Genomic DNA, 22,087 nt, shown 5'->3' with positions numbered 1-22,087 from the left:
GGGGCGACGGGCGCGGCCACGATCCCGATCGGAACCGCCGGGTCGACGGATTCGCCTCGCCCCGAGATCGACGTGGCCACCGGCAGCGGGCGAATCGTCGTCGGCACGATGGCCCCGGCCGAGTATCCACAGGCGCTGCTTCCGGGCTTCGGTACCTTCGACGTGCCCTGATCGCCTCCACCGCGAACCGCCGGCCGCCACCGCCTAGAATCTCGGTGGAGGCGGGCGCCCCACTCCGATACGTCGCCCGTCCCAGGTGCACAGACCCGCAGACGCGGAAATTTCGATCGGCGGAGAGTGGCAATGGAAAGTGGAGCACTGTTCGGCAGATACCGGCTGGACCGGTCGCTGTCGGTGGACGAGAACGGCGAGGTGTGGGCTGCATTCGACACCGTCGCCGCTCGGCACGTCGAGGTGCGGGCGTTGCCGCGGGACGCGGCCGAGGACGACGAATACTGCGATCGGTTCGTTCGCGAAGCCGGTATCGCGGCACTCGTCCGGAACCCGCACGTGGTGCCGATCCACGACTTCGGGCAGATCGGAAACCGGCTCTACCTCGCAACTCCGCTCATCGCGGGAACGAACCTGCGGACGATCCTTCAGTCGGGCGGACCGATGGTGGCATCTCGCGCGGTCGGAGTTGTCGATCAGCTGGCGTCGGGGCTGGAGGCCGTGCACGCCGCGGGGCTGGTCGAGCACGGAGTGTCGTCGGCGAACGTCGTCGTGCTGGACGGGGGACTGGTTCAGCTCACGGACGTCGGGATCCCTGCAGCTCCCGGCGCCGCGGCGGGAGTCCCCGGTCTGAGCACCGTTTTGTACGAGTGCCTGACCGGCGGGCAGTTCGCGTCGAACGGCCGGGAGTTGCCGTCGTCGATGTTCTCGACGCTGCCCGTCGGCATGCAGGCTGTGATCGCACGCGGAACGGCAGCCGATCCCGCGCGGCGCTATCGGTCGCCGAGCGACCTGGCCGCGGCCGCCGCTCGTGCCGCGGCGACAGGTCCGCAGCCTGCCGCGGACCCTACTCCCGCGACCCCTCCGAACGACCGCAACCGCCGTCTCCTGCTCACAGGGCTTGCGCTCGCAGCCATCATCGCCGTCGCGATCGTCGGGGGCGTGATCATCGGGTCGCAATCGTCATCACCCGACGTCGTGGTGCCCGTGCCGGCGTCCAGCGCGGCCAGGCCGGCACCCGCCACATCACCGACCGCCACGACGAACCCGACGGCCGCCGAGCAGGCGCCACCGGCCGCGGAGGCTCCGGTTCAGGACGTGGTCCCGCCGGCAGCGACTCCGGCGCCGCAATCACCGCAGGTGCTGCCGGCACCCGTTCCCGCACCGGCACCGGCACCGGCACCCGTTCCCGCACCTCAGGTGCTGCCCTGCTACCCCGGCTACGAGCACACTCCGCCTCCGGACGGACCGTGTCTCCCGCCCGGCTCGCCACCGGCGCCGGCACCCGCACCCGCACCCGCACCCGCACCTCAGGTGCTGCCGTGCTACCCGGGCTACGAGCACACGCCGCCCCCGGACGGGCCGTGCTGGGCGCCCGGTGGGTGAGTCGCACGGGCGAGGTTGGTATCGGCGACCAGGTGAGGTGATCACCGACCTGCGTCGGCGGCGATCCAGGATTCACACACCTCGGTGACGGCGGCAGCGATGGCTTCTCCGTACAGCGTCCGCGCGGACCGAGGCTGTTCGATCTGAATTCCGCCCACGCCGTCGACGGTCAGGCGGTTGACCAGGTTGGACGCGGATTGACCGCTGTACCGCTCTCCGGGATCGGCCACGCGAACACGGACTCCGGTTCCGTCGAGTGCTTTCGCGACTGCGTTGCGGACCTCCGATTTGAGCCGTGCGGATGCTCGGCCCCCGATGAGGACGTCGTGTCCTCGGTAGCCGTGGAACGAGACCGCCCACTGGAATCGTCGTGCAGCCAGGGAACGTAGAAGCGGGAAGCTGCGCACGCTGAGATCGCCCGAGGAAATGTGCCATGCCCGGTACGCGTTGCCTGCCGGTCGCCACCCTTTGCACGTCCACAGCGTCGAATCGCGCGATCCGAGCGCCGCAAAAACCTGTTCGGCCTGCTGATCCGTGTGGCTTTCGATGGCGCCGCCGTGGGGTGCAAGGACCACGAGGCGGTGGTGATGCCCGTCGTCTTCGAGTCGCTCGATGAATTCGCCCTCCACTTCGGCCGCTGCCTCGGAGATGGCGGGGTCGATACACCGAAGGTCGAGGACCACCGCGTGTCCGGGCTCAGCGCCGATCCGACTGCATCCACCATCTGTTACCCAAACGGTGTCGATCCTTGCTGCATCGGCGTCCGGTATCAGTGTGAACAACGCGGTCGTTCCCCGGTGACTCACCCGCGCCTGCTGGCGGGGCTCTGCTCCCATCCGGGCAATTAGGCACGGGTGAATCCCGACATGCTCGGCGACGTTTGCGCTGGTGGAGCGACCTCGACGGACTTCGAGGCGAACGGTGACCCTACCGTCACCATTCCGCCGCGTCGAAATCTGCTGTAACGGACGCTCTTCGAACACCTCCTCAGGTTAGGCGCGATACTATCCCCTCGGGCCCTTGTCGGCAGTTGTCGCGCGGCGAAGACTCGAGTTCATGACTAATAGAGCAGTGGTCAGTCTCACCACCGGTCTCGAGGACGCAGAGAAGGTGACGGTTGCGTTTCTGGTCGCGGTCGGCGCGGCAGAACAACAGCGCCAGACGCGGATGTTTCTCACGAAGGAAGCGGTACGGCTCGCGCTCGACGGCACGATTCAGGGCGTCGCCTGCGAAGGTTGTCCGCCGCTCCCCGACCTGGCGGCACGATTCGAGAACGCCGGCGGCACGTACATGGTGTGTCCGATCTGCTTCGAGGCCAAGCACCTCGACAAGGACGCGCTGGTATCCAATGCCGAACTCGCCGGGACGGTGCCGATGTGGCAGTGGATCGGTGACGAAGGGGCGGTCACGTTCAGTTACTGAACCGGCACGGGGCGCGAGCGCTGCTGACTCGGTTACACTGCGCGCGAGTGCATTCGAGTCCGAATCCGATCGAGGATCGCAGGGGACGGGACGGGCAGTGATCGATCGCTACGTACTCGTCGACACCGATACCGGCGTCGACGATGCCCTCGCCCTGCTCACTCTCGCGCATGACCCCGGCACCGAGATCGTCGGTGTCGGAAGCGTCTTCGGCAACTGCACCGAAACACAGGCCGCGTCGAACGCCCTCACGGTCCTCTCCGTCGTCGGTCTCCGCGACGTTCCGGTGTGTATCGGACGGCCACGTCCCGGGCCGCCGCCCGCAACGCCGTCTGCACACGGTCTCGACGGACTCGGCGACCGCGGCCATCGGCCACCGCTGGACACTTGTTCGGCGCCCGGTTCCGCCGTCGAGCAACTATTCCGCGCCGCGGAAGAACGGCCCGGGGCGGTGGACCTGCTGTGCCTGGGACCGCTGGCCAACATCGCCGCCGCCGTCGCACGCGATCCACTGATCCTGACGCGGTTCCGGTCCGTCACCATCATGGGCGGAATGGGACTCGCCTCGCGGAGAGGCGCCGAGGCCGCATCGCAACCACAGTTCCTCGGGAAAGGCGACACGAACACCAACCACGATCCGGCCGCTGCAGCGGTTGTGGCCACATCGCCGGGGCCGATCACGTGGGTGGGAATGAATGTCACCGGCCGACTCGAATTGGACTGGGCCGACCTGGTCGCGCGCTCCGCATCGGGGAAAGTCGCGTCGTTCGTCCGCGACATCACCGAGAACTACCACCGGCACTGCACCAGCACCTACCGCGCAGAGCACCCGATCTACACCTCACACGATTCCGTCGCAGCCGCCGTGATGCTCGACCCGACGGTTGTGCTGTCCGCCACCGACGCCCAACCCCGGGTGCACCGGGTGGACGGGCGGTCGAGTGTCTGGGGCGTCACTCCGACGCAGGGGCGCGTGCACCGTTTCGTGACCGACGTCGATTACCGCTCGATCAGAGACCGGATCGCCGCCACCCTCGACGCAGACATGTCCCGAAGCGACTGACGGTACGCGCGCCGCGGCTCGCATTGCCACTCATACGGTGGCATCGAGCAGATGAAGCTCCTCCGCAACGATCAGGTCGACTTCGTCACTGGTCAGACCGGACAACAGATGTGCCGACAACATCGCTCTCACCTCCTCATTGTGCTTCTGTCAATGAGTCGAATGAGCAAGCGCGATATCGACATGATCGCCGAATCCCGGCGAGAAATTTCAGAGTTAGTTGCCGTCCACCGGAACTGCGTCCACGCCCGGTGCGGAGGGATCGAACGGCGGCGGATCGGCGGGGTCGAATCCGCCGCCCACCGTCGAGCAGGTCGCTCCGGGCTCGGGGTAGGTGTTCGGGTTCTGTCGCAACGCTACGAGGAAGTCGGCGATCCGCTGATCGTGGACGTCGTCGAGTCGGAGTTGGTGTCCCCACGACTGCAGCGACACCGCCGAACCGAGACCCGGATACGGCGACATCAGCGTGTACGGTTCGCCCTCGACGTGCGCAGCCAGTGCGGTGACGTCGTCGGCGCTCAGGCGATCCGGGTCGTACGTCACCCACACGGCCCCGTGCTCGAGGGAATGCACGGCGTTCTCGGTGCGGATCGCATCGGGATAGACAATTCCGGTGCACGTCGCCCAGTACTGATCGTGTGCGCCGCCGAACGGCGGACTCTGGTCGTAGGCCACCCGTTGTGGTGCCTGCACATGGTCGGCGGGCCCATAATCGACGGTGACGATCCCCTCGATTGCCAGTGACGGGTCGGGGTTGTCCGCGCTGGGTGCGAAGTCGTGGGCTTCACCGGCGTCGTCGGATCCGGCGGTCAGCACGTACGCACCGACGGCGACAACCCCCACCACCGCTACCGCGGCAGCCACCAGCCAGGGAGGACGCCGCAGGCCGCCCGGCTTCGATTGGGATTGCGGGCTCTCGCTGCGGTCGTTCGTCATCGCCGATCCTTCGTCTCACCGGGCGCCCGGACCGTGCGTCCCATCTACGAAGGATCGTAGTAGACGGGTGAGGTGTTGCTGACGAAGGGAAGTCGCGGTGCGACTAGCTCACAGCGAGGGGCGCGGGCGGGATATCGCGGAATCGATCATGGCGAAGATGTCGCGCTGTGACATCGTGTCGCCCACGCCGTTCGTTTGAGCGGCCTCGATGAGGTCGTCGGTGAGACTGTCGAACAGCAATGCTGTGCGGGGATCGGCCCGAAGGCTGCCCTGGGTTTCGAGGGCGCGCAGCGCATCGACCGCGTCGCGGTAGTCGGCGAGACCGTCACGGGGCGGGAGCAACTGCATCGCTTGCATGTTCATCGTGCTCAGCTCCGAACCAGGCTGTCGGACAGTCGCGCTTCCTGCAGCGCTCGACTGGTGGGATCGCAGCGGTACTGACCGGTCGTGGTGTGCCGGTAGCCCGGGCCGTCTTTCGCGACGGCGTGCCCGCAGTAGCGGCATTCGTGACCGTACTGCCCGATGCGGATGGTTTCGATGGTGGGATATGTGTTGGTGCTCATGGTCTCGTTCGTCGGTGTGGGTGGTGTGGTCGGTGCAGCGGCGGGGTCGAGTCCGGCCGGGGTGGACTTCGCGGTGACATTGCCGTCGGCGGGCGGGTCATGCGTATTCGACGACGGCGTCGGCCGACCCGGCGTGTGCGGTTCGTTCCAATGCTTCCCACACGAGGTCGTAACGCTTGAGAGTGATCTCGTCCGCGTTGGCGAGTAGGGCGCTGAGGAGGGAGTGCGGGTCGTCCTGCCAGGAGTCCAGGGCTGCCGCGACCATTCCGTTGCTGAACAGGCCCGACTGGGCGAGGGCGTGTGTCCACTCGTCGAACAGTCCGCGGTGGATGCGCTCGACTGTGTCGTGGTCGAATCCGTCGGCGACGAAGTCGCGGGCGAAGGTGGCCGTGACGTAGTCACCGCAGGTCATCGGTTGTGCGTTCATCGGTGCGGGCATCCTCCGTCAGTGGCGGCGTCGGACCATCGGGCGACTCCGTGCTTATGAGTGAGACAGCTCACATCGTCTCCCATACGGGGTGCGTGACACATCGGCCGAATCACCGGGGGGTATACCTATTTCTGGTCCGCGCAACCCCGGCCCGGTCGGAGTCAGGGAGTGTTTGGCCTGCTCACAGCCTCGAGAGTGGGCCGACACACGCTCCGGATATACCCGGTCAGTCTTTCGCGGCGTAGTTCGCGACGAACCGCACCCGGTCGCTGCGGCACGCGCGGTGGATGTACACGGTGGGGGTCTCGTCCTCGTCGAGATTCAGGCCGTCGCGAAAGAGGACCGCTGCACCCGGAGGCACTCCGAGCAGTGCAGCTACCCGGGGAGACGCCGCGCCCGCAGCGAATGAACGCCACGACGCCTTCAGTCGGACGCCGTAGACGTCGCGCCACACGGTGTACAGCGGGACGCCGTCTCGCAGGTGCCGGTCGATGTCGGCGAACCGGCGGTCGTCCATCCAGACCGAATTCGCGAACCACGGCTCACCGTCGACCGCGAGCACCGTGTCGACGCGGCGCAACCGGCATCCCGGCAGGTACTCCTCTGCCTGCGGTGCACTACCGCCGAGGACGATCTCGCTCGAGACGAGTGACTCGGTCAGTGTGCGGCCCACGGACCGGAATGCTTCGCTGAGACCGTCCGCATCGTTGATGTAACTGGCGGCGAGCTCGATGGGGAAGTGGCGGGGCGGCGGGGCGACGAACGTGCCGGACCCCTGCTTGGCGACCAGCCGCCCGGCCCGGGTCAGTTCGCCGATCGCCTGCCGCACCGTCAGCCGGTTGACGCGGAGTTCGGCGGCGAGGTCGGTCTCGGGCGGCAACCGGTCTCCCGGCCGCAACGTGCCACCGTCGAGTCGCTGCAACAAGACGTCCTGCACCTGTCGGTAGAGCGGCACCCGACCGGGGGGCGTTTTGCTCGGCATCCCATAAGTCTAGAGGACTTCGACCTGGGTCGGACGGTGTAGCCGACGTGTCTTGCGAGTTCAGGATGCATTCATTTACCGGTCATCCGAGGTGGTGGTTTAGGCTACTTGTCTAGATGAATATTCGGATATCAGCTTCGGATACATCTCGGAAAGGCCCCGCCCGTGAGCATCAACCCGACCCTGCGCCGCACCTTGGCTGCCGCCGTGTGTGCGGTGGCCCTGTGTGGTGCCGCCGCCTGCGGCGACTCCTCCGCCGAAGACGGCGCGCCCGACGTGCTGAAAGTGGGGTTACCGCCGGCGGAGGCCAATGCGAACCTGCAGGCGAAGTTCGAGCCGGTCACCTCGCTGGTCGCGGCGGGCACGGGGAAGTCGGTCGAGGTGAAGCCGACGAGTGACTACCTGTCGATCGTCGAGGCCATGCGGTCCGGGCTCATCGACGTCGCTGCGTTCAGCCCCTTCCCGACGCCCCTCGCCGAAGCCGTCGCCGGTGTCGAGCCGCTCGTGGTGGCGAAGGGCGCGGCCTACAGTTCTGTGTTCGTGTGCCGCACGGACCGTGGCATCGACTCGCTCGACGATCTTCGCGGGCGCAGGATCGCCTTCGTCGACGCCGGCTCGACCAGCGGCAACTACATCCCCAAGCTCCTGTTGAAGCGGGCCGGGATCGATCCGGAGAGCGGCATCGAGGGCAGCTACGCGGGCGGCCACGACACCGCCGAACTCGCCGTGAAACAGGGCTCGGTCGACTGTGCCGCCGACGCCCGGTCGTCGTATCAGACGATGGTCGACAAGGGCGTCATCGACGGAGCGGCGCAGACGATCGTCGCCGAGTCCGACCCCATCCCGGTCTCGCTGGTGGTCATCGCACGTAAGGATCTCGACCCGGCCATCTCGCAGGGAATCGTGGATGCTTTCGTGAACGGAGACAATGCGGCGGCGCTCGGAGTGGTCGGGGCAACCAGCTTCGAGAAGGCGCAGGACAGCGATTTCACGATCTTCCGTGACGCGGCGTCCGAACTCGGGGTGGATCTCGAGGAGTTGTCGCGGAAATGACGACACGAAACGGAATTCCCCGCGTACAAGCCGATGCGGTGAGCTTCCGATATCCCGACGGCACCACGGCACTGCACGAGGTGTCGGTGCGGGTGGCGCCCGGCGAGATCGTCGCGGTGCTCGGTCGCAGTGGCGCGGGGAAGTCGACGCTCATGCGCTGTCTTGCGGGGCTGGAGGCGCCGACATCGGGCCGGGTGCTGCACGACGGTGTCGACCGCAGCGGGTTGCGGGGCCGCGCCAGGCGGCGGGCGCACGCGCGAGTGGGGTTGGTGTTTCAGGAGTTTCAGCTCGTCGAACGGGCGACGGTGCTGTCGAATGCCCTGATCGGGCGGCTCGCCTGTCAGCCACTCTTGCCGAGCCTCGTGCATTTCGTGCGGAGCCGTGACCGCGAGATTGCCGTCGAGGCCGTCTGCCGGCTCGGTCTCGAGGACCAACTCCGCAAGCGTGCCGACGCGCTCTCGGGCGGACAGCGTCAGCGTGTGGCGATCGCCCGTGCGCTCGCGCAGCAGCCCGACATGCTGCTGGCCGACGAGCCTGTCGCCAACCTCGACCCCGTCCTGGCTCGCGGAGTCGTCGACGACATCGTGCGATTGGCCCGTGTCGAGGGACTCACCGCTGTGCTGAATCTCCACGACGTCGAGTTGGCGCGGCACGTCGCGGACCGGCTCGTGGGCCTGCGCGCGGGACGGTTGGTGTTCGACCGGCCGACCGCTTCTATTTCCGACACCGATCTCGATCTCCTGTATGCCGATTCGGCGCGCCCCCTCGCAGGAGTGCAGTGACCATGACACTCGACACGAAGCCTGCCGAGCGCACGCCCTCGACCGCCGATCTCGCGGCTCTGCGCCGGCCCTCCTGGCAGACGGGCGCCGGGGTGGTGGTCGTACTCGCCGTCGTCCTGTGGTCGGCGCAGACCACCGAGTTCTCGCTGGCCGCCCTCGTTGATGGCCTACCCCATATCGCCGACTTCGTCGGCCGCATGTTTCCGCCCGATCTCGCCGTTCTCCCGACCGCCGTCTCGCTGATGGGCGAGACCCTCGCCATCGCGGTCGTCGGTACCGCGATCGGCGTCCTGCTCGCGCTGCCGTGGGCGCTGCTCGCGGCCCGGTCGGTGTTCGACCACGTCTGGCTCCACCACGCGGCGCGGGCGTCGATCAACGTCACCCGCGCGATCCCGGAACTGATGTGGGCGCTGCTGTTCGTCTCCGCGGTCGGGTTGGGCCCACTCGCGGGCACATTGGCGATCGTCATCGGATCCGCGGCGGGGATGGCGCGGCTGTTCGCCGACATCTTCGAGACCATGGACATGCGGGCATGGGAATCGGCTGCCGCCGCCGGTGCCACTCGGTCGCAGCGGATCAGCTGGGTGCTGCTGCCGCAGAGTGTGCCGACCGTGGCCAGTTACACCCTGCTCGTGCTCGACGGGAACGTGCGGGCCGCGTCGCTGCTCGGCATCGTCGGCGCCGGCGGCATCGGCATGGAACTGACCCAGCAACTCCGGCTCTTCGAGTACGGCAACGTCCTCACAATCGTCCTTGTTGTCCTGGTGGTCGTGGTCGCATTGGACCGCGCCGCCGCCTACCTCAGAAAGAAGCTCATATGACAGTGACCGACCTCGACGTACTCCCCAACCTGCGTGACCTCGGCGGACTTCCCGTTGCCGAGGGCGGCCGGACGCGGAGCGGTGTGCTGTACCGCAGCGCTCTGCCCGCGCCGGGCGACGCCCGCCCTACCGCGGTCGACGACTGGCCTGCCCGCACCGTCATCGATCTCCGCAGCCCCCGCGAGTTCGCGACCCGGGAGCACCCGCTGCGGTCGGACGAGACGGTGGTGCACTCGATCTCCCTGCTGTCCGACGCGGAGGTCACCGCACCGAATCAGGGGGCTCGGCTCGCCGACATTTACCAGGGCATCCTCGCGAATGCGGGGCAGCGGCTCGTGGGCATCCTCGACTTGGCGGCCACCGCGCCCGGCCCGGTGCTGCTGCACTGCGCGGCGGGCAAGGACCGCACCGGGGTCGCCGTGGCTTTGCTGTTGCGCACCGCCGGAGTCGAGCCAGAGCACATCGTCGCCGACTACGAGTCGACCAACGAACACATGGGCGCCGTCCTGGCGCGCATCACCCGCTTCGCCCCCGAACTCGGTCAGACGCATCCCAACGACCGCGATCTGCGCGGTGCCGTCCCCGAGGCAATCGAGGGTGTCCTCGCCCGTTGGGACGCTCACCCGGGTGGAGTCCACGCGTGGCTACGGGAGCGCGGTGCCACCGAGGAGACGATCCGACTCTGGACCACGCGTTTCACCGGGTGACGCAGCCCGGCTGGGCGGAACGGGTGCCGGCAGCGGTTCAGCGACTCGCGACGGCTCTCGCCCGGTCGTCGCGCAGCGCGTTGGCGAGCTTGCCGCACCCGCTTTCGCGACCGAGCAGGGTCCTGCCCAATAGCACCAACCCCCACGGGCCTATCACCCACACCGGCCAGGGGTAGATCATCGCGCCGGTAGCGAGCGAGATGATGCCCCAGATCGCGATGTTGAGTCCGCCCGCGGCGAACCAGGCGAGCCACTCGATCTGCTGGTGACCCGGGATGCGGCGGCGCACCGGACGGGTGGGTGGTGTCGTGAGCGGGGCAGCGGCCGGTGCTGCGGACGGTAGGTCACGCAACACCTGATGCGCCTGCTGCCGGGTGGTCGATCGATAGACCTCTGCCACCCGCTGGTCGAACTCCCCGATGGTCAGCCGCCCGGCGGTGAGGTGCCGCCCGAGTTCACCGACGACCTGGTCGCGTTCGGAATCGGATATCCGGATGTTGTCCGCGTACTGCATCGGACCCTCCTCGGCGATGACGTTCCACTGTGGAATGTCGCTACCACTATGATCGATATGCCACAGTGGAATGTCAACCCCGACCGAGCGAAGGACCGCGAGATGGACGAACGCCCCCTCAATGCCACCGCGGCATCGCTTCTCGGGTTCCTGCACGAGGGTTCCAAGACCGGATGGGATCTGGTGGTGACCGCACAGGAACGCATCGGCAAGTTCTGGTCGATCACGACCAGCCAGGTCTACCGCGAACTCGCGGCGATGGAGCGTGCCGGTTTGATCGAGGCAGGGGAGCGTGGTGCCCGCGAGCGCAAGCCCTACACGCTCACCGACGAGGGTCGCCGGGCGTTCGCGGAATGGATCGAGCGCGAACCGGGCCAGGAGAACATTCGCTATCCGTTGCTTCTCACCGTCGCGTTCGGGGCGCACCTTCCGCCCGAGCGATTGGCCGCCATGCTGGACGCGCACCGCGCGGCCCACGAGAGTCAGCTCGCCGAGTACGAGCGTGACGCCGCCGTGCACGGATCCAACCGATTCGCGCTGGCCACCCTCGACTTCGGGATCGTCTACGAGCGCGCTGTGCTCGACTGGTTCGACCTGGTCGAGGACCGGCTGGGGCAGTGAACATTCGGTTGCGCCTCGTCGGGCGCCGGTGTCGGGCAGTCAGCCGATCACGCCGCCTTCGGTGACGACGCTCGTCGGCAGGTCCACCTGTCGCGGAGTCCGGGCCTCGTCGTAGATGACGGTGACGAAGGCCGGAAATACGATTCGCCAGGAGCCGGCGACGGGAGACAGCGCGCTCGCGGAGAAATCGGCCCACTCCTTCGGCAGCAGCGTCACCGCGTCTTCGTCCAGCCACTGCGGCGTCGGGACCCGCCGATTCTGCTCCTCGGCGGGATCGACGACGAACCGCACGTTGGTGGCGATTCCCGTTCCGACGTTGTGGAGCCGGAACCGGTCGACGGGTCCACGGATGCGCTGGACGTCGAACTCGACTTCGAGCGGTCGTGGGAGCGCTTGCTGCGCGGCGTCGGCGATCCGGGTCATCGCTTCGAGTTGCTCGAGCGCCGCATTCAGCGCGGCCTCCGCTTCGCGCCTGGCCTGATCGGCAAGATGCGCTTTCCTCCATGCTGCTGCAGCGGTGGCGCCGAGCAACACCGCAGTCGCCGCGCTTACCCACGATGCGGTTCTCATGCGCGGAAACTTACCCGAACGAGAATCGGGCGGGCGCGCTGGTGACGCCTCCACGGGCGACAGCACGACCTGGGTCGGACCGAGGCCTCGCAGAAGCCGTCCGTCCAGCCAGATGGACGCGACGGCGATGGCGGGGACGGTCGAGCCGATGCTGGCCATCGCCGATCCATGCGGGTTATTCCACCTTCGCCAACCCCACGACTGCGCACAGCGCCACGACCAGCAGGGCGAGGCTCATCCCGGCCATCCTGCCCGTCGGGGGTGCGGAGGTCCGATCGCCGGTTTCCGGTTCATCGGCGATGACCGGCAGGAAGAAGTGCCGTTGCGGCCCGGTCTGGGTGAGGACGAACATCCCGTGCGGCACCAGCGAGGCCACCGCCGCGAATATCAATTGGGCGAGGAGAATTCGGGGCCTTGCCGGCTCGTCGTGAAGGTCGCGAGCACCAAGCTCAACGTCGCGAGTGATGCCACCGTCGCCAGCGCCGCGCCGGTGCCCTCGGCATTGAACTGCGCGACCCCGTACTTTCGTGACCCGGCGAACAGCGACAACCCGGCGAGGTCAGGCCCAGCGCCGCAACCGCGACGGGTGGTATCACCAGCGGCCACTCCGCAGCGACCGACCACCACCCGAATGCCATGACTGGACCTTGCCAGCTCGATCCGCTCCCGTGCACCGCAATGGGTCAGGTCCGATCGGTCCGGGCGATCGCGGCGCGGGTGGCGGCTTCGACGGTCATCACGATGAATTCGCGTCTTCGTGAGTCCCGATCGTCGCGGCGCGAAGGAGGAGGCGAGAACAGCCGGTCCGCGGTCTGGAGAGTGACCCAACCGTCGACGAGGGTGATCACCGTGATGAGAAGTTCCTGGGCGTCGGCCTCGGAAAGGTCCGTGGCTTTCCGGGCTCCCGCGACCAACGTCTGCGCGTGCTTCCGACGGGTTTCCTCGGCTACCGGTTTCTCGAGTTCGAGGCCTTCCCAGAACAGCAGCCGGGTGAAGGCCGGGTGCGTGCGTTGGTAGTCGAATCGACGGCCGGCGTAGTCGGCGACGGCGGACACTCCGTCTCCGGACAGTTCGACGGCAGCGAGGGACGCCGTCAGTTCACTCTCGACGACGGCGCTGAAGAACGCTTCCTTCTTGCCGAAGTACTGATAGATGCGCTCCTTGTTCACTCCTGCCTTCGCGGCGATCCGGTCGACTCTGCCGCCGGCCAGTCCGAACGCACTGAACTCCTCGGCGCCGGCCTCGAGCAGGAGTCTCTTCGTTCGTTCGGTATCCCACGCCACCGGTGCATCCTAGAGCAAACTCCAACTGTTTGGTTGCAAGTTGCTTCTCCGCGCTTTACGCTCCGAGTGCAACTGGATAGTTGGAATTTCGGAAAGGCACTCTCAGGATGGAATCTCTCGCTCTCGCATCTGCAGTGCTGGAGCAACTCGCCCCGGCGGCAACGAAGACGCGCCGCACACGGCCGGGCCGGGCTGTCGGGGACGTCGTGCCGGTGCCGTCCATCCACCTGCGGGTTGCCGTCACCTGGGTGTCGATCTTTCCGCTCGTCACGCTGGGCATGACCGTCATGACGCTGTCGGGTCCGATCACTGGCACCTGGCCGACCTGGCTTCGGGCGTTGTCGCTGACCGGTGTCGTCGTTCCCACCGCGGTGTATTTCGTCGTGCCGCGAGTGCTGGCCTTGTCCCTCCGGTGGTTGAGCTGGCGGCGGCGGTCCGCCGCAGCAGAGCCCGGCCGGGAGGTTCGTGTCGGTGGGGCGCGGTAGGTTCCTGCTTGCGACGAAACAGGTCGCCACTCACACTCACGACTCCGAGGCAGTTCGGCTCGGGTGGGTACGAGGCGCAACCGCGCGTCGTATCTCGGGGGAGTGGCGACCTGTCTCGGCCCCCGACGATCCAGGTAGTCGTGCCGATTCAGGCCGGTTCGGCGGCGATCCGCCCCGATTTCACTGCGGCCACCAGTTCTGCGTGGTCGGCTTCGGTCTGATCGGCGTAGCGGACGGCATACCGTCCGATCGCCTCGTCGAGTTCCGTGTCGCCGGCGAAGTATCCGGCGAGCGCCCGCGGATCGAGGGAGCGGGTGTGTGCACGCGCGAGCAGGGCGCCGGCCAGGCGGCCGTAGTCGTCGAGATGGTCCTGCTCCAGACCGGTCGGATCGATGTCGCCTTTGAGGTTTCGGAACTGCCGCACGATATAGGGGAGGCCGTCGATGGTCGTCCAGCCCAGGAGGATGTCCGATTCCGCCTGCACCAGCCGGGCGCCGTGCACGATCCGCTTGCCCTCGTGCTTCGGTTCGTCGACCGGCAGGTATGTCGCCAGTGCGGACGGCCGGGCCTGTTTCAGTTGAAGTACGAGCACCTCGTCCCGATTGCCGTGCAGTAGGGCGATATAGCTGCGCAGACCCACGCTGCCGGTTCCGACGATCCGGAAGGCGACGTCGGACACGGCGAATCGGGTGATCAGATTCCGTCGAGACTCCCGAAGTGACTCGACATAGCGTTCCAGCCCGTCGGTCACCGCATCGGCGGTCGCGCGATCCACGTGGGTGAGGATCGGCGGATCGTCGATGAACCGTCGCCTGCGGATCCCCGTCTCGTGGTTCTCGATGTGGGCGGTCCATTTCGCCGCCACCTTCTCGCTGGTGTTGCGTCGCGCCTTCTGCGCGGCCTTGTCGAAGTCGTCGAGCAGGGCGTCGGCCTTCGCCCGCGCAAGCACCGACTTGTCCGGCAGCGCATTCCAGGACTGGAGGAACGGAAGTTCGGCGAGTTCGCGGATGGTGCGCCGATACGATTTGACGGCGTCGTCGGCGGCCTCGACGCACCCGCTCTCGGACACTCCGCCCTCGCGTCCGGCGAGGACCAGGCTGGCGGCGAGACGTTTGAGATCCCATTCCCACGGACCGGGGATGGTCTCGTCGAAATCATTGATGTCCATGACAATGTGACCGTCCGGTGTCCCGTACAGGCCGAAGTTCGCGGCATGCGCGTCACCGCACAGCTGCGCTGTCAATCCGGTGACCGGAGTAGCGGAGAGGTCGGCAGCCATCAGACCGGCGGCGCCGCGGAAGAAGGCGAACGGCGAGGCGATCATCCGACCGATCCGCAGGGGGACGAGATGTGCCAGCCTGCCCTCGTTGTCGGCCTCGACGAAGTCGAGCACATCCGGTCTGTCGGCGCCGGTCGCGGCGTGATCGTGTGCACGGGACGGCACGGTTGCCTGCAACGTGTTCCCACGCGCGAAGACGTCGTCCGCGTCATCCTGGGTTCGCAGGTCCACGGCGCGCGCTCGATTCTTCGTCACCACGGCGACACTATCGGAGGCATTTGCGCGGCCTGAACGCTCCGCGTCTTCGCCGCACGACATTGTGGCTGAAAGGTGGTTATGCTTCGGTTTCCGGTGGCGGGCAGCATCCGGCGCCGGAGACACGTTCCGGAGGCATGCCGTGCCGCCGGGCCTTCCTTGACGGAGGAACGTCATGTCCGCTGAACCCGTTGCCGCGACGCCCGAAAACCCCGCCGGCCACATCCGATTGACGTCCCACAGCGGCGGTGTCGGGGCTATTCCGGTCCACTGGGGCGCACCCACGGCGTCCGAGCGCGGTCCGGTGGTCGGCACCACCACCAATCGCGCCCACCGCAACGTGATCGGCACGCACAGCGGCTCGTACAGCATCTACCGGGCGTTGGCGGTCGCGTCGGGTGCACTGTCGCGGCACCACAAGGCCGACCTCACCAACACCGCGCCCACCAACGCCATCGGCCCGTATCCGCAGTGGAGCGAGCCCGGCAAGATCGTGAGCCTGGACCCGTGGGGCGCCACGGTGGCCGAGGTCTTCGCGGCCGAGCTGGCGGCCGGTCACGACATCCGGCCCAGCATCGCCGTGACGAAGGCGCACGTGATCCTGCCGGAGATCATGGAGGCCATCCAGAAGGGCCGCCTGCACCCGGACGGCCGTTTCCTGCTGCCCAGCGGTGCTGCGCTGGTCACCAAGGCGGCGATCGAGCCGGTCTGGCATCTGCCTGGTGTGGCGGAACGTTTCCACTGCAGCGAGACGGATCTGCGCCGCGTGCTGTTCGAGGAGACCGGCGGCATGTACCCGGAGCTCGTGACGCGCTCGGACCTCGAGGTGTTCCTGCCCCCGATCGGCGGGCAGACCGTGTACATCTTCGGTGACGCGCGAGACCTGGCCGATCCCGGGGTGGAGCTGACCGCACGGGTGCACGACGAGTGCAACGGTTCGGACGTGTTCGGCTCCGACATCTGTACGTGCCGCCCGTACCTGACACATGCGATCGAGGAATGCATCCGGGGTGCGCAGCGTGGCGGTGTCGGGCTGGTGTCGTACTCCCGCAAAGAGGGCCGCGCGCTGGGCGAGGTGACCAAGTTCCTGGTCTACAACGCCCGTAAGCGTCAGGTGGGCGGAGACACCGCCGATCAGTACTTCGCCCGCACCGAATGCGTGGCCGGAGTGCAGGACATGCGCTTCCAGGAAATGATGCCCGACGTGCTGCACTGGCTGGGCGTCAGAAAGATCCACCGCTTGGTCTCCATGAGCAACATGAAGTACGACGCCATCACCGGCTCGGGCATCGAGGTCGGGGAGCGGGTCGATCTGCCCGCCGACCTGATTCCGGCCGACGCGCGCGTGGAGATCGACGCGAAGATGGCGGCCGGCTACTTCACCCCGGGCGCGGTGCCGGACGCCGAAGAATTGGCGAAGATCAAGGGCCGGGAGTTGGACGAATGAGCATGACCGGCGTCGGTCCCGCCCTGGACGTCGGGCAGGCCGAGGGTGCGGCCGCGGCCCTGCGCACCACGTCCGCCGTGCGGGAACGTGCGCAACTTCTGCTGCGTCGCGCGCGCGAGGGCGGTTCACACTGGTTCGGCGTGGACGACGACGCGCTGCAGACTGCCGCGGGCGAGGTCGTCGACGTCACGCGTGCTCGCTATCCGGACCTGAAGATTCCGTTCCACAGCCGGTGGCGCCATTTCGAGGCCGGTGGAGTGGATCGAAAGGCCGAGTTGGATGGACGGCTGGCCGCTCTGGACGCGCCGGGCCGCGCCCGCGCCATGATCGACCTCGCGGTGGTCAGCGTGCTGCTCGATGCCGGCGCCGGTCCCGATTGGCAGTACCGCGAGGCCGCGAGCGGGCAGCACTTCGCCCGTTCCGAGGGTCTGGGCGTCGCGAGTTGGCACGCCTTCCTGGGCGGATTGTTCTCGAGCGATGCGGCGCAGCCGCTGCAGGTCGACGCGGCGGGACTGCGTGGCCTGGACGCGGACCTGCTGGCCGAGGCGTTCCAGGTGGGTCCGTCGAATCCGTTGGTGGGACTCGACGGTCGGGTGCTGCTGCTGCGCCGGTTGGGCGAGGCGCTCGCTGCGCAGCCCGACGTGTTCGGTCCGCACGGTCGGCCGGGTGGTCTGTTCGACCTGCTGGTCGATCCGCAGGGTTCGGCCGCTTCGACGGTAGCGGCCCACGACATCCTGTCGCAGCTTCTGACGTCGCTGTCGGGCATCTGGCCGGCGGGCAACGCCATCGGCATTGAGCCGTTGGGCGACTGCTGGCCTCACGAGGCAGTGGACGGTCCAGGCCTGACCCGGGGCTGGGTGCCGTTCCACAAACTGTCGCAGTGGCTGACCTATTCGCTGCTCGAGCCCTTCCAATGGGCCGGTGTGCAGGTGGTGGGGCTGGACGCGTTGACGGGCCTGCCCGAATACCGCAACGGCGGCCTACTTCTGGACACCGGCGTGCTCCGCCTGCGCGACCCCGACTGGTCTGCGCGCAGCTGGACGGCGGGCGACGAACTGATCGTCGAGTGGCGCGCATTGACGGTCGCGCTGCTGGACGAACTGGCCCCGCTGGTGTGCGCAGGCCTGGGTGTCGATGCCCGGGCGATGCCGCTGGCCTGCGTCCTGGAGGGCGGCACCTGGGCGGCGGGCCGCGCGCTGGCACAGCGCACGCGTGGCGGGCTGCCTCCGCTCTCCGTCGTCAGCGACGGCACGGTCTTCTAGAACGAAACGAGGACGAACACATGGGGACAGTACACCTGATCGACCACCCTCTGGTGCAGCACAAGCTCACGATGATGCGCCGTAAGGATGCCTCCACCAACAGTTTTCGGCGACTGGCGAACGAGATCTCCGCGCTGATGACGTACGAGGTGCTGCGCGACATCCCGATGCAGGAGGTCGAGATCGAGACGCCGCTCGAGGTCACGACCGGCAGGGTTATCGACGGGAAGAAGCTGGTCTTCGTCTCCATCCTGCGCGCGGGTACCGGCATCCTGGACGGCATGCTGACGATCGTGCCGGGTGCGCGGGTGGGGCATATCGGTCTGTACCGCGATCCCAAGACCCTCGGCGCGGTCGAGTACTACTTCAAGATGCCCGGCGACCTGCACGAGCGCGACGTGGTCGTGGTCGATCCGCTACTGGCGACCGGCAATTCCGCGGTGGCGGCGGTGGAGCGGCTGAAGGAGTGCGGTCCCAAATCCATCAAGTTCGTCTGCCTGCTGACCTGCCCGGAAGGCGTTGCCGCGCTGGACAAGGCCCATCCCGATGTGCCGATCTACACCGCCGCCGTCGACCGCCAACTCGACGAGCACGGCTACATCCTGCCCGGCATCGGCGACGCAGGCGACCGCATCTTCGGCACCAAATAGCACGTTGCCGGTGGTTACGCGGGGAACCGCAACGCGAGCGCTGTTTTGATCTCGATGTGACGCAGGAGGAATGCGCGCTCGTCGAGCCGCTTGCGCCGCAGCCAGCCGGTGACCTCGTCGTTGCATTTGCTGGCGTTGCAGGAGCCGCAGGCCGGGGCAATGTTGTCGAGGGTGTACCGCCCGCCGCGGGACAGCGCCTGGACGCAGTCGCGTTGCAGCGGCTTGTCGGTCGCACCGCAATACGCGCACCCGCCCCACGCCTCGGTGAGCGCATTCCACTGCTCGTCGGTGAGGTCGTGCTCGACACTGTCCATCCGACGCTTGCGTTTACGGGCCCCCCTGGCCTTGCGACTTCGGTTGACCGCCATCGCCCCAGGGTAGGGCTCGGGACGGGTCAGCCGGCGACGGGGGCACGCTCTGCTCGAAGTTGAACACGTTCTCCGGGTCGTAAGTGGCCTTGACCTGCCGCAGCCGCTCGCGGTGGGAGCCGTAGTACTCGCACTCCCAGTCCGACGCGGCGGCGTTGGGCACGTTGACGTAGGCGCCGTCGCCGTAGGGGCGCAGCGCGCGCCAGAAGTCGGCGGCCCAACCCAGCGCCGCCGAGTTCAGTGCAGGGTCGTTCCACGCTGCGCCCGGCTCGCAGTAGAACAGCGCGTCGCGATGCGGGAACGCGGATCCCCCCGGCGGCGCGTGCCGCACGGCCCCGCCGAAGCTCGAGCAGAAGAAGTTGCTCGGCGGGCTGGGGGTGTTGCCCATGAAGCGGACGATCAGATCGATCGCCTCGTCGGGGAACGGACGGGTGACGAACTGGGAGTAGAACTTCCAGAGGGCGACGTCGTTCGGACCCCTGTCCACGCCGCCGTACACGGTCGGCCAGGAACCCTCCGTCACCGTCACGTCGGGACTGCCGATCGTCAACAGCGAGCGCAATTGGTCCTCGAGTTCTCGCCGCGAACCACCGTGCAGCAGCGCAGACAGCTCGACCGCGGTGGAATCCGCCTCGAGTGCGCTCGTCAGCCGCTCGTCGGCGACCGGTGCCGCGCGCTGCCATGCTCGAAGCAGATCTCCGAGATCGCCGTGTCCGGTCCACCTCGCGACCAGGAAGGTGACGTTCGACAGCTCGTGCAGCTTCAATGTGTAGGACGTCGCGATCCCGAAGTTGCCGCCGCCTCCACCGCGGCACGCCCAGAGCAGGTCGGAGTTGCTGTCCGCGGAGGCCTCCACGACCTTCGCCGAGCGTGCGCCGTCGGCGACCACGACGTCCGCGGCGAGCAGGTTGTCGCAGGCCATGCCCATGCTGCGGGTCAGTAGTCCGAAGCCGCCCCCGAGAATCACACCACCGAGCCCCACACCGCCCTCCGAGCCGGTAGGAACGACGAAGCCGTGTTGCCCGAGCGCCGCGACCGTCTCCATCTGCGTCAGACCCGTTCCCACGGTCGCCGTGCCCGCCGATTCGTCGATCACGATGTTCTTCATCCGGCTGACGTCGACAACGAGGCCGCCGTCCAGTGACGACCAGCCCTCGAGACTGTGGCGTCCGCTGCGGGCACGCAGGGCGATGCCTTCTTCTCGCGCCCAACGGACCGCGTTGACCACGTCCTGTGTGTCGCAGCAGAACACGATCGCCTCAGGGTAGCGGGAATACAGGCGGTTCCAGCCGACCCGCGCCTCCTCGTACCCGGAATCGCCCGGACGCACCACGTCACCGGTGAGCATGTTGGTGGCGGTGAGGGGCGTTGTCAGTCGGTCAGTGCGAGAAGACATCGGCGTCTCCGGGCTCGGTTTCCAGTACCACACGTTGGAATATCAACAGGTAGGCGAAATACACTCCGCCCGCTAGGAGCAACCCGATCGCAATCAGAATCGAGGTCAACGCACTCGAGGGCGACACGATCACGAACACCACGAAGGCCGACCACACCAGTGCACCGATTGCGATCGGCAGTTCGAAGCGCCCGAGATCGAACGCGCCCGACTTACGTTCCAATCGTTTGCGGACCGCAAGATAGAGGACGATTATGCCGCCGTAGAGGACCGCCGAGATGACTGTCCCCACCGTGAGCAACTCAAGCAGTGCGCCTCCGGGCAGGGCAGCCATCAGGACGACCCCTATGACGACGATCAAGATGGTCGCCGGAATGGGGGTCTGCGTGCGCGGATTGACCCGGCGCATCACCCGGTGAGCAGGGAAACGTGCGTCGCGGGACATCGCGAACACCATCCGCGAGCAGGTCGCCAACGTCACCATCCCCGCGCCGAAGAAGGCAAACGCGATCGCGACCAGCAGTGTCCGCTCCATCACCGGACCCAGTTGATCGCGCAGGATCGCCGCCACTGGCGTGTCACTGCCGCTGATCCGGGGAACGTCTTTGATCGCGATCGTGAGCGCGATCAGAAACACCAGTCCCAGCACCGCCGCCGCCACGACCGATCCCACGATCGCGCGCGGGACGCTGCGAAACGGATCCTTGGCCTCCTCTGCCATGTTCGCCGCGGAATCGAAGCCGACGAGCGTGGCGAGTCCCATGATCATGGCAGCCATCAAACCGCCGCCGACGGCGAAATAGTTGGGGGCGCCCTCGGCGACACCGCGGGAAGTGAGATTGCCGACCGAGCCGTCGCCCGTGACCGCCACCGCGACGAAGAGCCCGACCGCCAGCACCACGACGATCACTAGTTCGAGTCCTACCGCGCCCGACGTGATCAAGCCGACGAGGCGCGTGGAGAACACGACGAGCACTGCTTGGACAAGCACCACGACGAGCGTGATCACGCGCGCAGTGCCCTCGTCTGGCTCCATACCGAAAAGCGGCATGAGGGCGGAGCTCGCCATCGCATTGTCGACCGTCACCACGCCGAGCGCCAGGTAACAGAAGGTCAGCCAACCGAACAGCCAGCCTATCTTCGGGTTCGCCAGCCGTGAGGCCCACTGGTAGGAGGAACCGCTGAGAGGGATGCGGGCCGCGAATTGCGCGATCACCAGCGCCACCAGGGTCTGCCCCAACGCCACGACGACCCAGAGCCAGATCCCCACCGGCCCGGCGTCTCGAAGGACGTCGTCGTAGGTGCCGAAGATCCCGACCGCCACCGAGATGAACGCGAACGACACAGCGAACACTTGAAAGGAGCCGAGAGTTCGCTTCAGTTCCGGTTTGTAGCCGCAGTCCTCACATTCCTGATCGGCGCTCTGCGAGCCCAACACGTTTTCTGCCGTCATCTCGGCCGCCTCACGTTCGATCGGGAACTGCGGAGAAGGTGAATCGCTTCGAAAAGACCCGCGACAACGGGACCCGTTCCACGATCAGAGCGAGACCGGTCTGTTTTATCGTCCTCCTCGCGCGTGCGAATGTCAGCGATGGTTCGTCTTTCTAAATATTTCGGCTGCGCAGGACAGTCGTCTTCACA

The 22,087-nt window shown here is 67.3% G+C and carries 25 protein-coding genes and 1 pseudogene; 12 read left to right on the top strand and 14 right to left on the bottom strand.

What is annotated here, in order from left to right; genetic code table 11:
* Positions 1–303: 303 nt before the first annotated feature.
* Positions 304–1,557, top strand: a complete 1,254-nt coding sequence (locus MLGJGCBP_RS12465) for a serine/threonine-protein kinase (protein WP_160095917.1) — start codon at positions 304–306, stop codon at positions 1,555–1,557.
* 41 nt (positions 1,558–1,598) lie between these two features.
* Here the strand turns inward: MLGJGCBP_RS12465 and MLGJGCBP_RS12460 are convergent, their stop codons facing one another.
* Complete coding sequence (locus MLGJGCBP_RS12460; protein WP_236581053.1) at positions 1,599–2,240, bottom strand: poly-gamma-glutamate hydrolase family protein; 642 nt, start codon at positions 2,238–2,240, stop codon at positions 1,599–1,601.
* A 373-nt stretch (positions 2,241–2,613) separates the two neighbouring features.
* Here MLGJGCBP_RS12460 and MLGJGCBP_RS12455 point away from each other — a divergent pair, with 373 nt between their 5' ends.
* Together MLGJGCBP_RS12455 and MLGJGCBP_RS12450 are read left to right on the top strand one after the other, a co-directional pair.
* Complete coding sequence (locus MLGJGCBP_RS12455) at positions 2,614–2,979, top strand: DsrE family protein (protein WP_160095913.1); 366 nt, start codon at positions 2,614–2,616, stop codon at positions 2,977–2,979.
* Positions 2,980–3,076: 97 nt separating this feature from the next.
* Positions 3,077–4,042, top strand: coding sequence for a nucleoside hydrolase (locus MLGJGCBP_RS12450; RefSeq protein WP_160095911.1), 966 nt, complete (start codon positions 3,077–3,079; stop codon positions 4,040–4,042).
* 216 nt (positions 4,043–4,258) lie between these two features.
* On the opposite strand, the gene MLGJGCBP_RS12445 is transcribed toward MLGJGCBP_RS12450, so the two are convergent.
* The 5 genes from MLGJGCBP_RS12445 to MLGJGCBP_RS12425 all read right to left on the bottom strand — a co-directional run bounded on the left by MLGJGCBP_RS12445 (position 4,259) and on the right by MLGJGCBP_RS12425 (position 6,953).
* Positions 4,259–4,978, bottom strand: coding sequence for a DUF3105 domain-containing protein (locus tag MLGJGCBP_RS12445; RefSeq protein ID WP_160095909.1), 720 nt, complete (start codon positions 4,976–4,978; stop codon positions 4,259–4,261).
* A gap of 108 nt (positions 4,979–5,086) precedes the next feature.
* The gene (locus MLGJGCBP_RS12440; RefSeq protein ID WP_160095907.1) at positions 5,087–5,341 is read right to left on the bottom strand and encodes a hypothetical protein; all 255 of its coding nucleotides are present in this window, start codon (positions 5,339–5,341) and stop codon (positions 5,087–5,089) included.
* Positions 5,342–5,346: 5 nt separating this feature from the next.
* Positions 5,347–5,541 (bottom strand): hypothetical protein, encoded by a 195-nt coding sequence (locus MLGJGCBP_RS12435; protein WP_087557546.1) that lies wholly within the window; start codon positions 5,539–5,541, stop codon positions 5,347–5,349.
* Between the two features lie 97 nt (positions 5,542–5,638).
* Positions 5,639–5,968, bottom strand: coding sequence for a hypothetical protein (locus MLGJGCBP_RS12430; protein WP_201453043.1), 330 nt, complete (start codon positions 5,966–5,968; stop codon positions 5,639–5,641).
* A gap of 229 nt (positions 5,969–6,197) precedes the next feature.
* Positions 6,198–6,953: a GntR family transcriptional regulator gene (locus MLGJGCBP_RS12425; protein ID WP_160095903.1), complete on the bottom strand. Its 756-nt coding sequence runs from the start codon at positions 6,951–6,953 to the stop codon at positions 6,198–6,200.
* Between the two features lie 165 nt (positions 6,954–7,118).
* Between MLGJGCBP_RS12425 and MLGJGCBP_RS12420 the strand changes: the two genes are divergently transcribed.
* From MLGJGCBP_RS12420 to MLGJGCBP_RS12405, 4 genes are read left to right on the top strand one after another with little or no spacing between them, the layout of a single operon-like run.
* The gene (locus MLGJGCBP_RS12420) at positions 7,119–8,006 is read left to right on the top strand and encodes a phosphate/phosphite/phosphonate ABC transporter substrate-binding protein (RefSeq protein ID WP_160095901.1); all 888 of its coding nucleotides are present in this window, start codon (positions 7,119–7,121) and stop codon (positions 8,004–8,006) included.
* Positions 8,003–8,788: a phosphonate ABC transporter ATP-binding protein gene (phnC, locus tag MLGJGCBP_RS12415; RefSeq protein ID WP_160095899.1), complete on the top strand. Its 786-nt coding sequence runs from the start codon at positions 8,003–8,005 to the stop codon at positions 8,786–8,788. Before MLGJGCBP_RS12420 ends, phnC begins: the two co-directional genes overlap by 4 nt.
* Positions 8,789–8,790: 2 nt before the next feature.
* A complete protein-coding gene (gene phnE, locus MLGJGCBP_RS12410) occupies positions 8,791–9,609 on the top strand; it encodes a phosphonate ABC transporter, permease protein PhnE (protein WP_160095897.1) in 819 nt (272 codons plus the stop codon).
* A complete protein-coding gene (locus MLGJGCBP_RS12405) occupies positions 9,606–10,316 on the top strand; it encodes a tyrosine-protein phosphatase (protein WP_160095895.1) in 711 nt (236 codons plus the stop codon). The genes phnE and MLGJGCBP_RS12405 overlap by 4 nt, the downstream gene beginning before the upstream one ends.
* 37 nt (positions 10,317–10,353) lie before the next feature.
* Here the strand turns inward: MLGJGCBP_RS12405 and MLGJGCBP_RS12400 are convergent, their stop codons facing one another.
* The gene (locus MLGJGCBP_RS12400) at positions 10,354–10,830 is read right to left on the bottom strand and encodes a DUF1707 SHOCT-like domain-containing protein (protein WP_160095894.1); all 477 of its coding nucleotides are present in this window, start codon (positions 10,828–10,830) and stop codon (positions 10,354–10,356) included.
* Between the two features lie 102 nt (positions 10,831–10,932).
* Here MLGJGCBP_RS12400 and MLGJGCBP_RS12395 point away from each other — a divergent pair, with 102 nt between their 5' ends.
* Entirely contained in the window at positions 10,933–11,451 is a 519-nt protein-coding gene (locus MLGJGCBP_RS12395; RefSeq protein ID WP_087557587.1) for a PadR family transcriptional regulator, read from the top strand.
* A gap of 39 nt (positions 11,452–11,490) precedes the next feature.
* Here MLGJGCBP_RS12395 and MLGJGCBP_RS12390 read toward each other — a convergent pair whose 3' ends face one another.
* The 3 genes and pseudogenes from MLGJGCBP_RS12390 to MLGJGCBP_RS12380 all read right to left on the bottom strand — a co-directional run bounded on the left by MLGJGCBP_RS12390 (position 11,491) and on the right by MLGJGCBP_RS12380 (position 13,304).
* The gene (locus MLGJGCBP_RS12390; protein WP_160095931.1) at positions 11,491–12,021 is read right to left on the bottom strand and encodes a hypothetical protein; all 531 of its coding nucleotides are present in this window, start codon (positions 12,019–12,021) and stop codon (positions 11,491–11,493) included.
* Between the two features lie 60 nt (positions 12,022–12,081).
* Positions 12,082–12,579: pseudogene (locus tag MLGJGCBP_RS12385) on the bottom strand (ionic transporter y4hA); the annotation flags it as partial.
* Between the two features lie 125 nt (positions 12,580–12,704).
* The gene (locus MLGJGCBP_RS12380; protein ID WP_160095892.1) at positions 12,705–13,304 is read right to left on the bottom strand and encodes a TetR/AcrR family transcriptional regulator; all 600 of its coding nucleotides are present in this window, start codon (positions 13,302–13,304) and stop codon (positions 12,705–12,707) included.
* Positions 13,305–13,411: 107 nt separating this feature from the next.
* On the opposite strand from MLGJGCBP_RS12380, the gene MLGJGCBP_RS50480 reads away from it, so the two are divergent.
* Complete coding sequence (locus MLGJGCBP_RS50480; protein ID WP_201453042.1) at positions 13,412–13,789, top strand: hypothetical protein; 378 nt, start codon at positions 13,412–13,414, stop codon at positions 13,787–13,789.
* A 148-nt stretch (positions 13,790–13,937) separates the two neighbouring features.
* Here MLGJGCBP_RS50480 and MLGJGCBP_RS12370 read toward each other — a convergent pair whose 3' ends face one another.
* A complete protein-coding gene (locus tag MLGJGCBP_RS12370; protein WP_160095890.1) occupies positions 13,938–15,323 on the bottom strand; it encodes a DUF2252 domain-containing protein in 1,386 nt (461 codons plus the stop codon).
* Positions 15,324–15,498: 175 nt separating this feature from the next.
* On the opposite strand from MLGJGCBP_RS12370, the gene MLGJGCBP_RS12365 reads away from it, so the two are divergent.
* Genes MLGJGCBP_RS12365 through upp form a run of 3 tightly spaced genes read left to right on the top strand, consistent with a single transcriptional unit; the run spans position 15,499 to position 18,682 of the window.
* Positions 15,499–16,770, top strand: a complete 1,272-nt coding sequence (locus tag MLGJGCBP_RS12365) for a GTP cyclohydrolase II (protein WP_087557538.1) — start codon at positions 15,499–15,501, stop codon at positions 16,768–16,770.
* Positions 16,767–18,032 (top strand): URC4/urg3 family protein, encoded by a 1,266-nt coding sequence (locus MLGJGCBP_RS12360; protein WP_160095888.1) that lies wholly within the window; start codon positions 16,767–16,769, stop codon positions 18,030–18,032. The genes MLGJGCBP_RS12365 and MLGJGCBP_RS12360 overlap by 4 nt, the downstream gene beginning before the upstream one ends.
* 20 nt (positions 18,033–18,052) lie before the next feature.
* Positions 18,053–18,682, top strand: a complete 630-nt coding sequence (gene upp / locus MLGJGCBP_RS12355; RefSeq protein ID WP_087557536.1) for a uracil phosphoribosyltransferase — start codon at positions 18,053–18,055, stop codon at positions 18,680–18,682.
* Between the two features lie 14 nt (positions 18,683–18,696).
* Here the strand turns inward: upp and MLGJGCBP_RS12350 are convergent, their stop codons facing one another.
* Genes MLGJGCBP_RS12350 through MLGJGCBP_RS12340 form a run of 3 tightly spaced genes read right to left on the bottom strand, consistent with a single transcriptional unit; the run spans position 18,697 to position 21,899 of the window.
* A complete protein-coding gene (locus MLGJGCBP_RS12350; RefSeq protein ID WP_087557535.1) occupies positions 18,697–18,996 on the bottom strand; it encodes an HNH endonuclease in 300 nt (99 codons plus the stop codon).
* Between the two features lie 13 nt (positions 18,997–19,009).
* Positions 19,010–20,446 (bottom strand): FAD-binding oxidoreductase, encoded by a 1,437-nt coding sequence (locus tag MLGJGCBP_RS12345; RefSeq protein WP_236581052.1) that lies wholly within the window; start codon positions 20,444–20,446, stop codon positions 19,010–19,012.
* Positions 20,430–21,899 (bottom strand): APC family permease, encoded by a 1,470-nt coding sequence (locus tag MLGJGCBP_RS12340; RefSeq protein WP_087557533.1) that lies wholly within the window; start codon positions 21,897–21,899, stop codon positions 20,430–20,432. The genes MLGJGCBP_RS12345 and MLGJGCBP_RS12340 overlap by 17 nt, the downstream gene beginning before the upstream one ends.
* Positions 21,900–22,087: the final 188 nt, after the last annotated feature.

The sequence above is a fragment of the Rhodococcus sp. T7 genome, from assembly GCF_009872365.1.
Taxonomy (GTDB): Bacteria; Actinomycetota; Actinomycetes; order Mycobacteriales; family Mycobacteriaceae; genus Rhodococcus_F.
This window is presented reverse-complemented; position numbering and strand designations above follow the sequence as displayed.

What these genes read in the sequence shown, in the direction of transcription:
- MLGJGCBP_RS12445 (WP_160095909.1), bottom strand. Translation starts at nt 4,978, where the DNA reads ATGACGAACGACCGCAGCGAGAGCCCGCAATCCCAATCGAAGCCGGGC.
- MLGJGCBP_RS12360 (WP_160095888.1), top strand. Translation starts at nt 16,767, where the DNA reads ATGAGCATGACCGGCGTCGGTCCCGCCCTGGACGTCGGGCAGGCCGAG.
- MLGJGCBP_RS12390 (WP_160095931.1), bottom strand. Translation starts at nt 12,021, where the DNA reads ATGAGAACCGCATCGTGGGTAAGCGCGGCGACTGCGGTGTTGCTCGGC.
- MLGJGCBP_RS12405 (WP_160095895.1), top strand. Translation starts at nt 9,606, where the DNA reads ATGACAGTGACCGACCTCGACGTACTCCCCAACCTGCGTGACCTCGGC.
- MLGJGCBP_RS12365 (WP_087557538.1), top strand. Translation starts at nt 15,499, where the DNA reads ATGTCCGCTGAACCCGTTGCCGCGACGCCCGAAAACCCCGCCGGCCAC.
- phnC (WP_160095899.1), top strand. Translation starts at nt 8,003, where the DNA reads ATGACGACACGAAACGGAATTCCCCGCGTACAAGCCGATGCGGTGAGC.
- MLGJGCBP_RS12400 (WP_160095894.1), bottom strand. Translation starts at nt 10,830, where the DNA reads ATGCAGTACGCGGACAACATCCGGATATCCGATTCCGAACGCGACCAG.
- MLGJGCBP_RS12425 (WP_160095903.1), bottom strand. Translation starts at nt 6,953, where the DNA reads ATGCCGAGCAAAACGCCCCCCGGTCGGGTGCCGCTCTACCGACAGGTG.
- MLGJGCBP_RS12350 (WP_087557535.1), bottom strand. Translation starts at nt 18,996, where the DNA reads ATGGACAGTGTCGAGCACGACCTCACCGACGAGCAGTGGAATGCGCTC.
- phnE (WP_160095897.1), top strand. Translation starts at nt 8,791, where the DNA reads ATGACACTCGACACGAAGCCTGCCGAGCGCACGCCCTCGACCGCCGAT.
- MLGJGCBP_RS12430 (WP_201453043.1), bottom strand. Translation starts at nt 5,968, where the DNA reads ATGAACGCACAACCGATGACCTGCGGTGACTACGTCACGGCCACCTTC.
- MLGJGCBP_RS12465 (WP_160095917.1), top strand. Translation starts at nt 304, where the DNA reads ATGGAAAGTGGAGCACTGTTCGGCAGATACCGGCTGGACCGGTCGCTG.
- MLGJGCBP_RS12345 (WP_236581052.1), bottom strand. Translation starts at nt 20,446, where the DNA reads ATGTCTTCTCGCACTGACCGACTGACAACGCCCCTCACCGCCACCAAC.
- MLGJGCBP_RS12435 (WP_087557546.1), bottom strand. Translation starts at nt 5,541, where the DNA reads ATGAGCACCAACACATATCCCACCATCGAAACCATCCGCATCGGGCAG.
- MLGJGCBP_RS50480 (WP_201453042.1), top strand. Translation starts at nt 13,412, where the DNA reads ATGGAATCTCTCGCTCTCGCATCTGCAGTGCTGGAGCAACTCGCCCCG.
- MLGJGCBP_RS12440 (WP_160095907.1), bottom strand. Translation starts at nt 5,341, where the DNA reads ATGAACATGCAAGCGATGCAGTTGCTCCCGCCCCGTGACGGTCTCGCC.
- MLGJGCBP_RS12455 (WP_160095913.1), top strand. Translation starts at nt 2,614, where the DNA reads ATGACTAATAGAGCAGTGGTCAGTCTCACCACCGGTCTCGAGGACGCA.
- MLGJGCBP_RS12395 (WP_087557587.1), top strand. Translation starts at nt 10,933, where the DNA reads ATGGACGAACGCCCCCTCAATGCCACCGCGGCATCGCTTCTCGGGTTC.
- upp (WP_087557536.1), top strand. Translation starts at nt 18,053, where the DNA reads ATGGGGACAGTACACCTGATCGACCACCCTCTGGTGCAGCACAAGCTC.
- MLGJGCBP_RS12340 (WP_087557533.1), bottom strand. Translation starts at nt 21,899, where the DNA reads ATGACGGCAGAAAACGTGTTGGGCTCGCAGAGCGCCGATCAGGAATGT.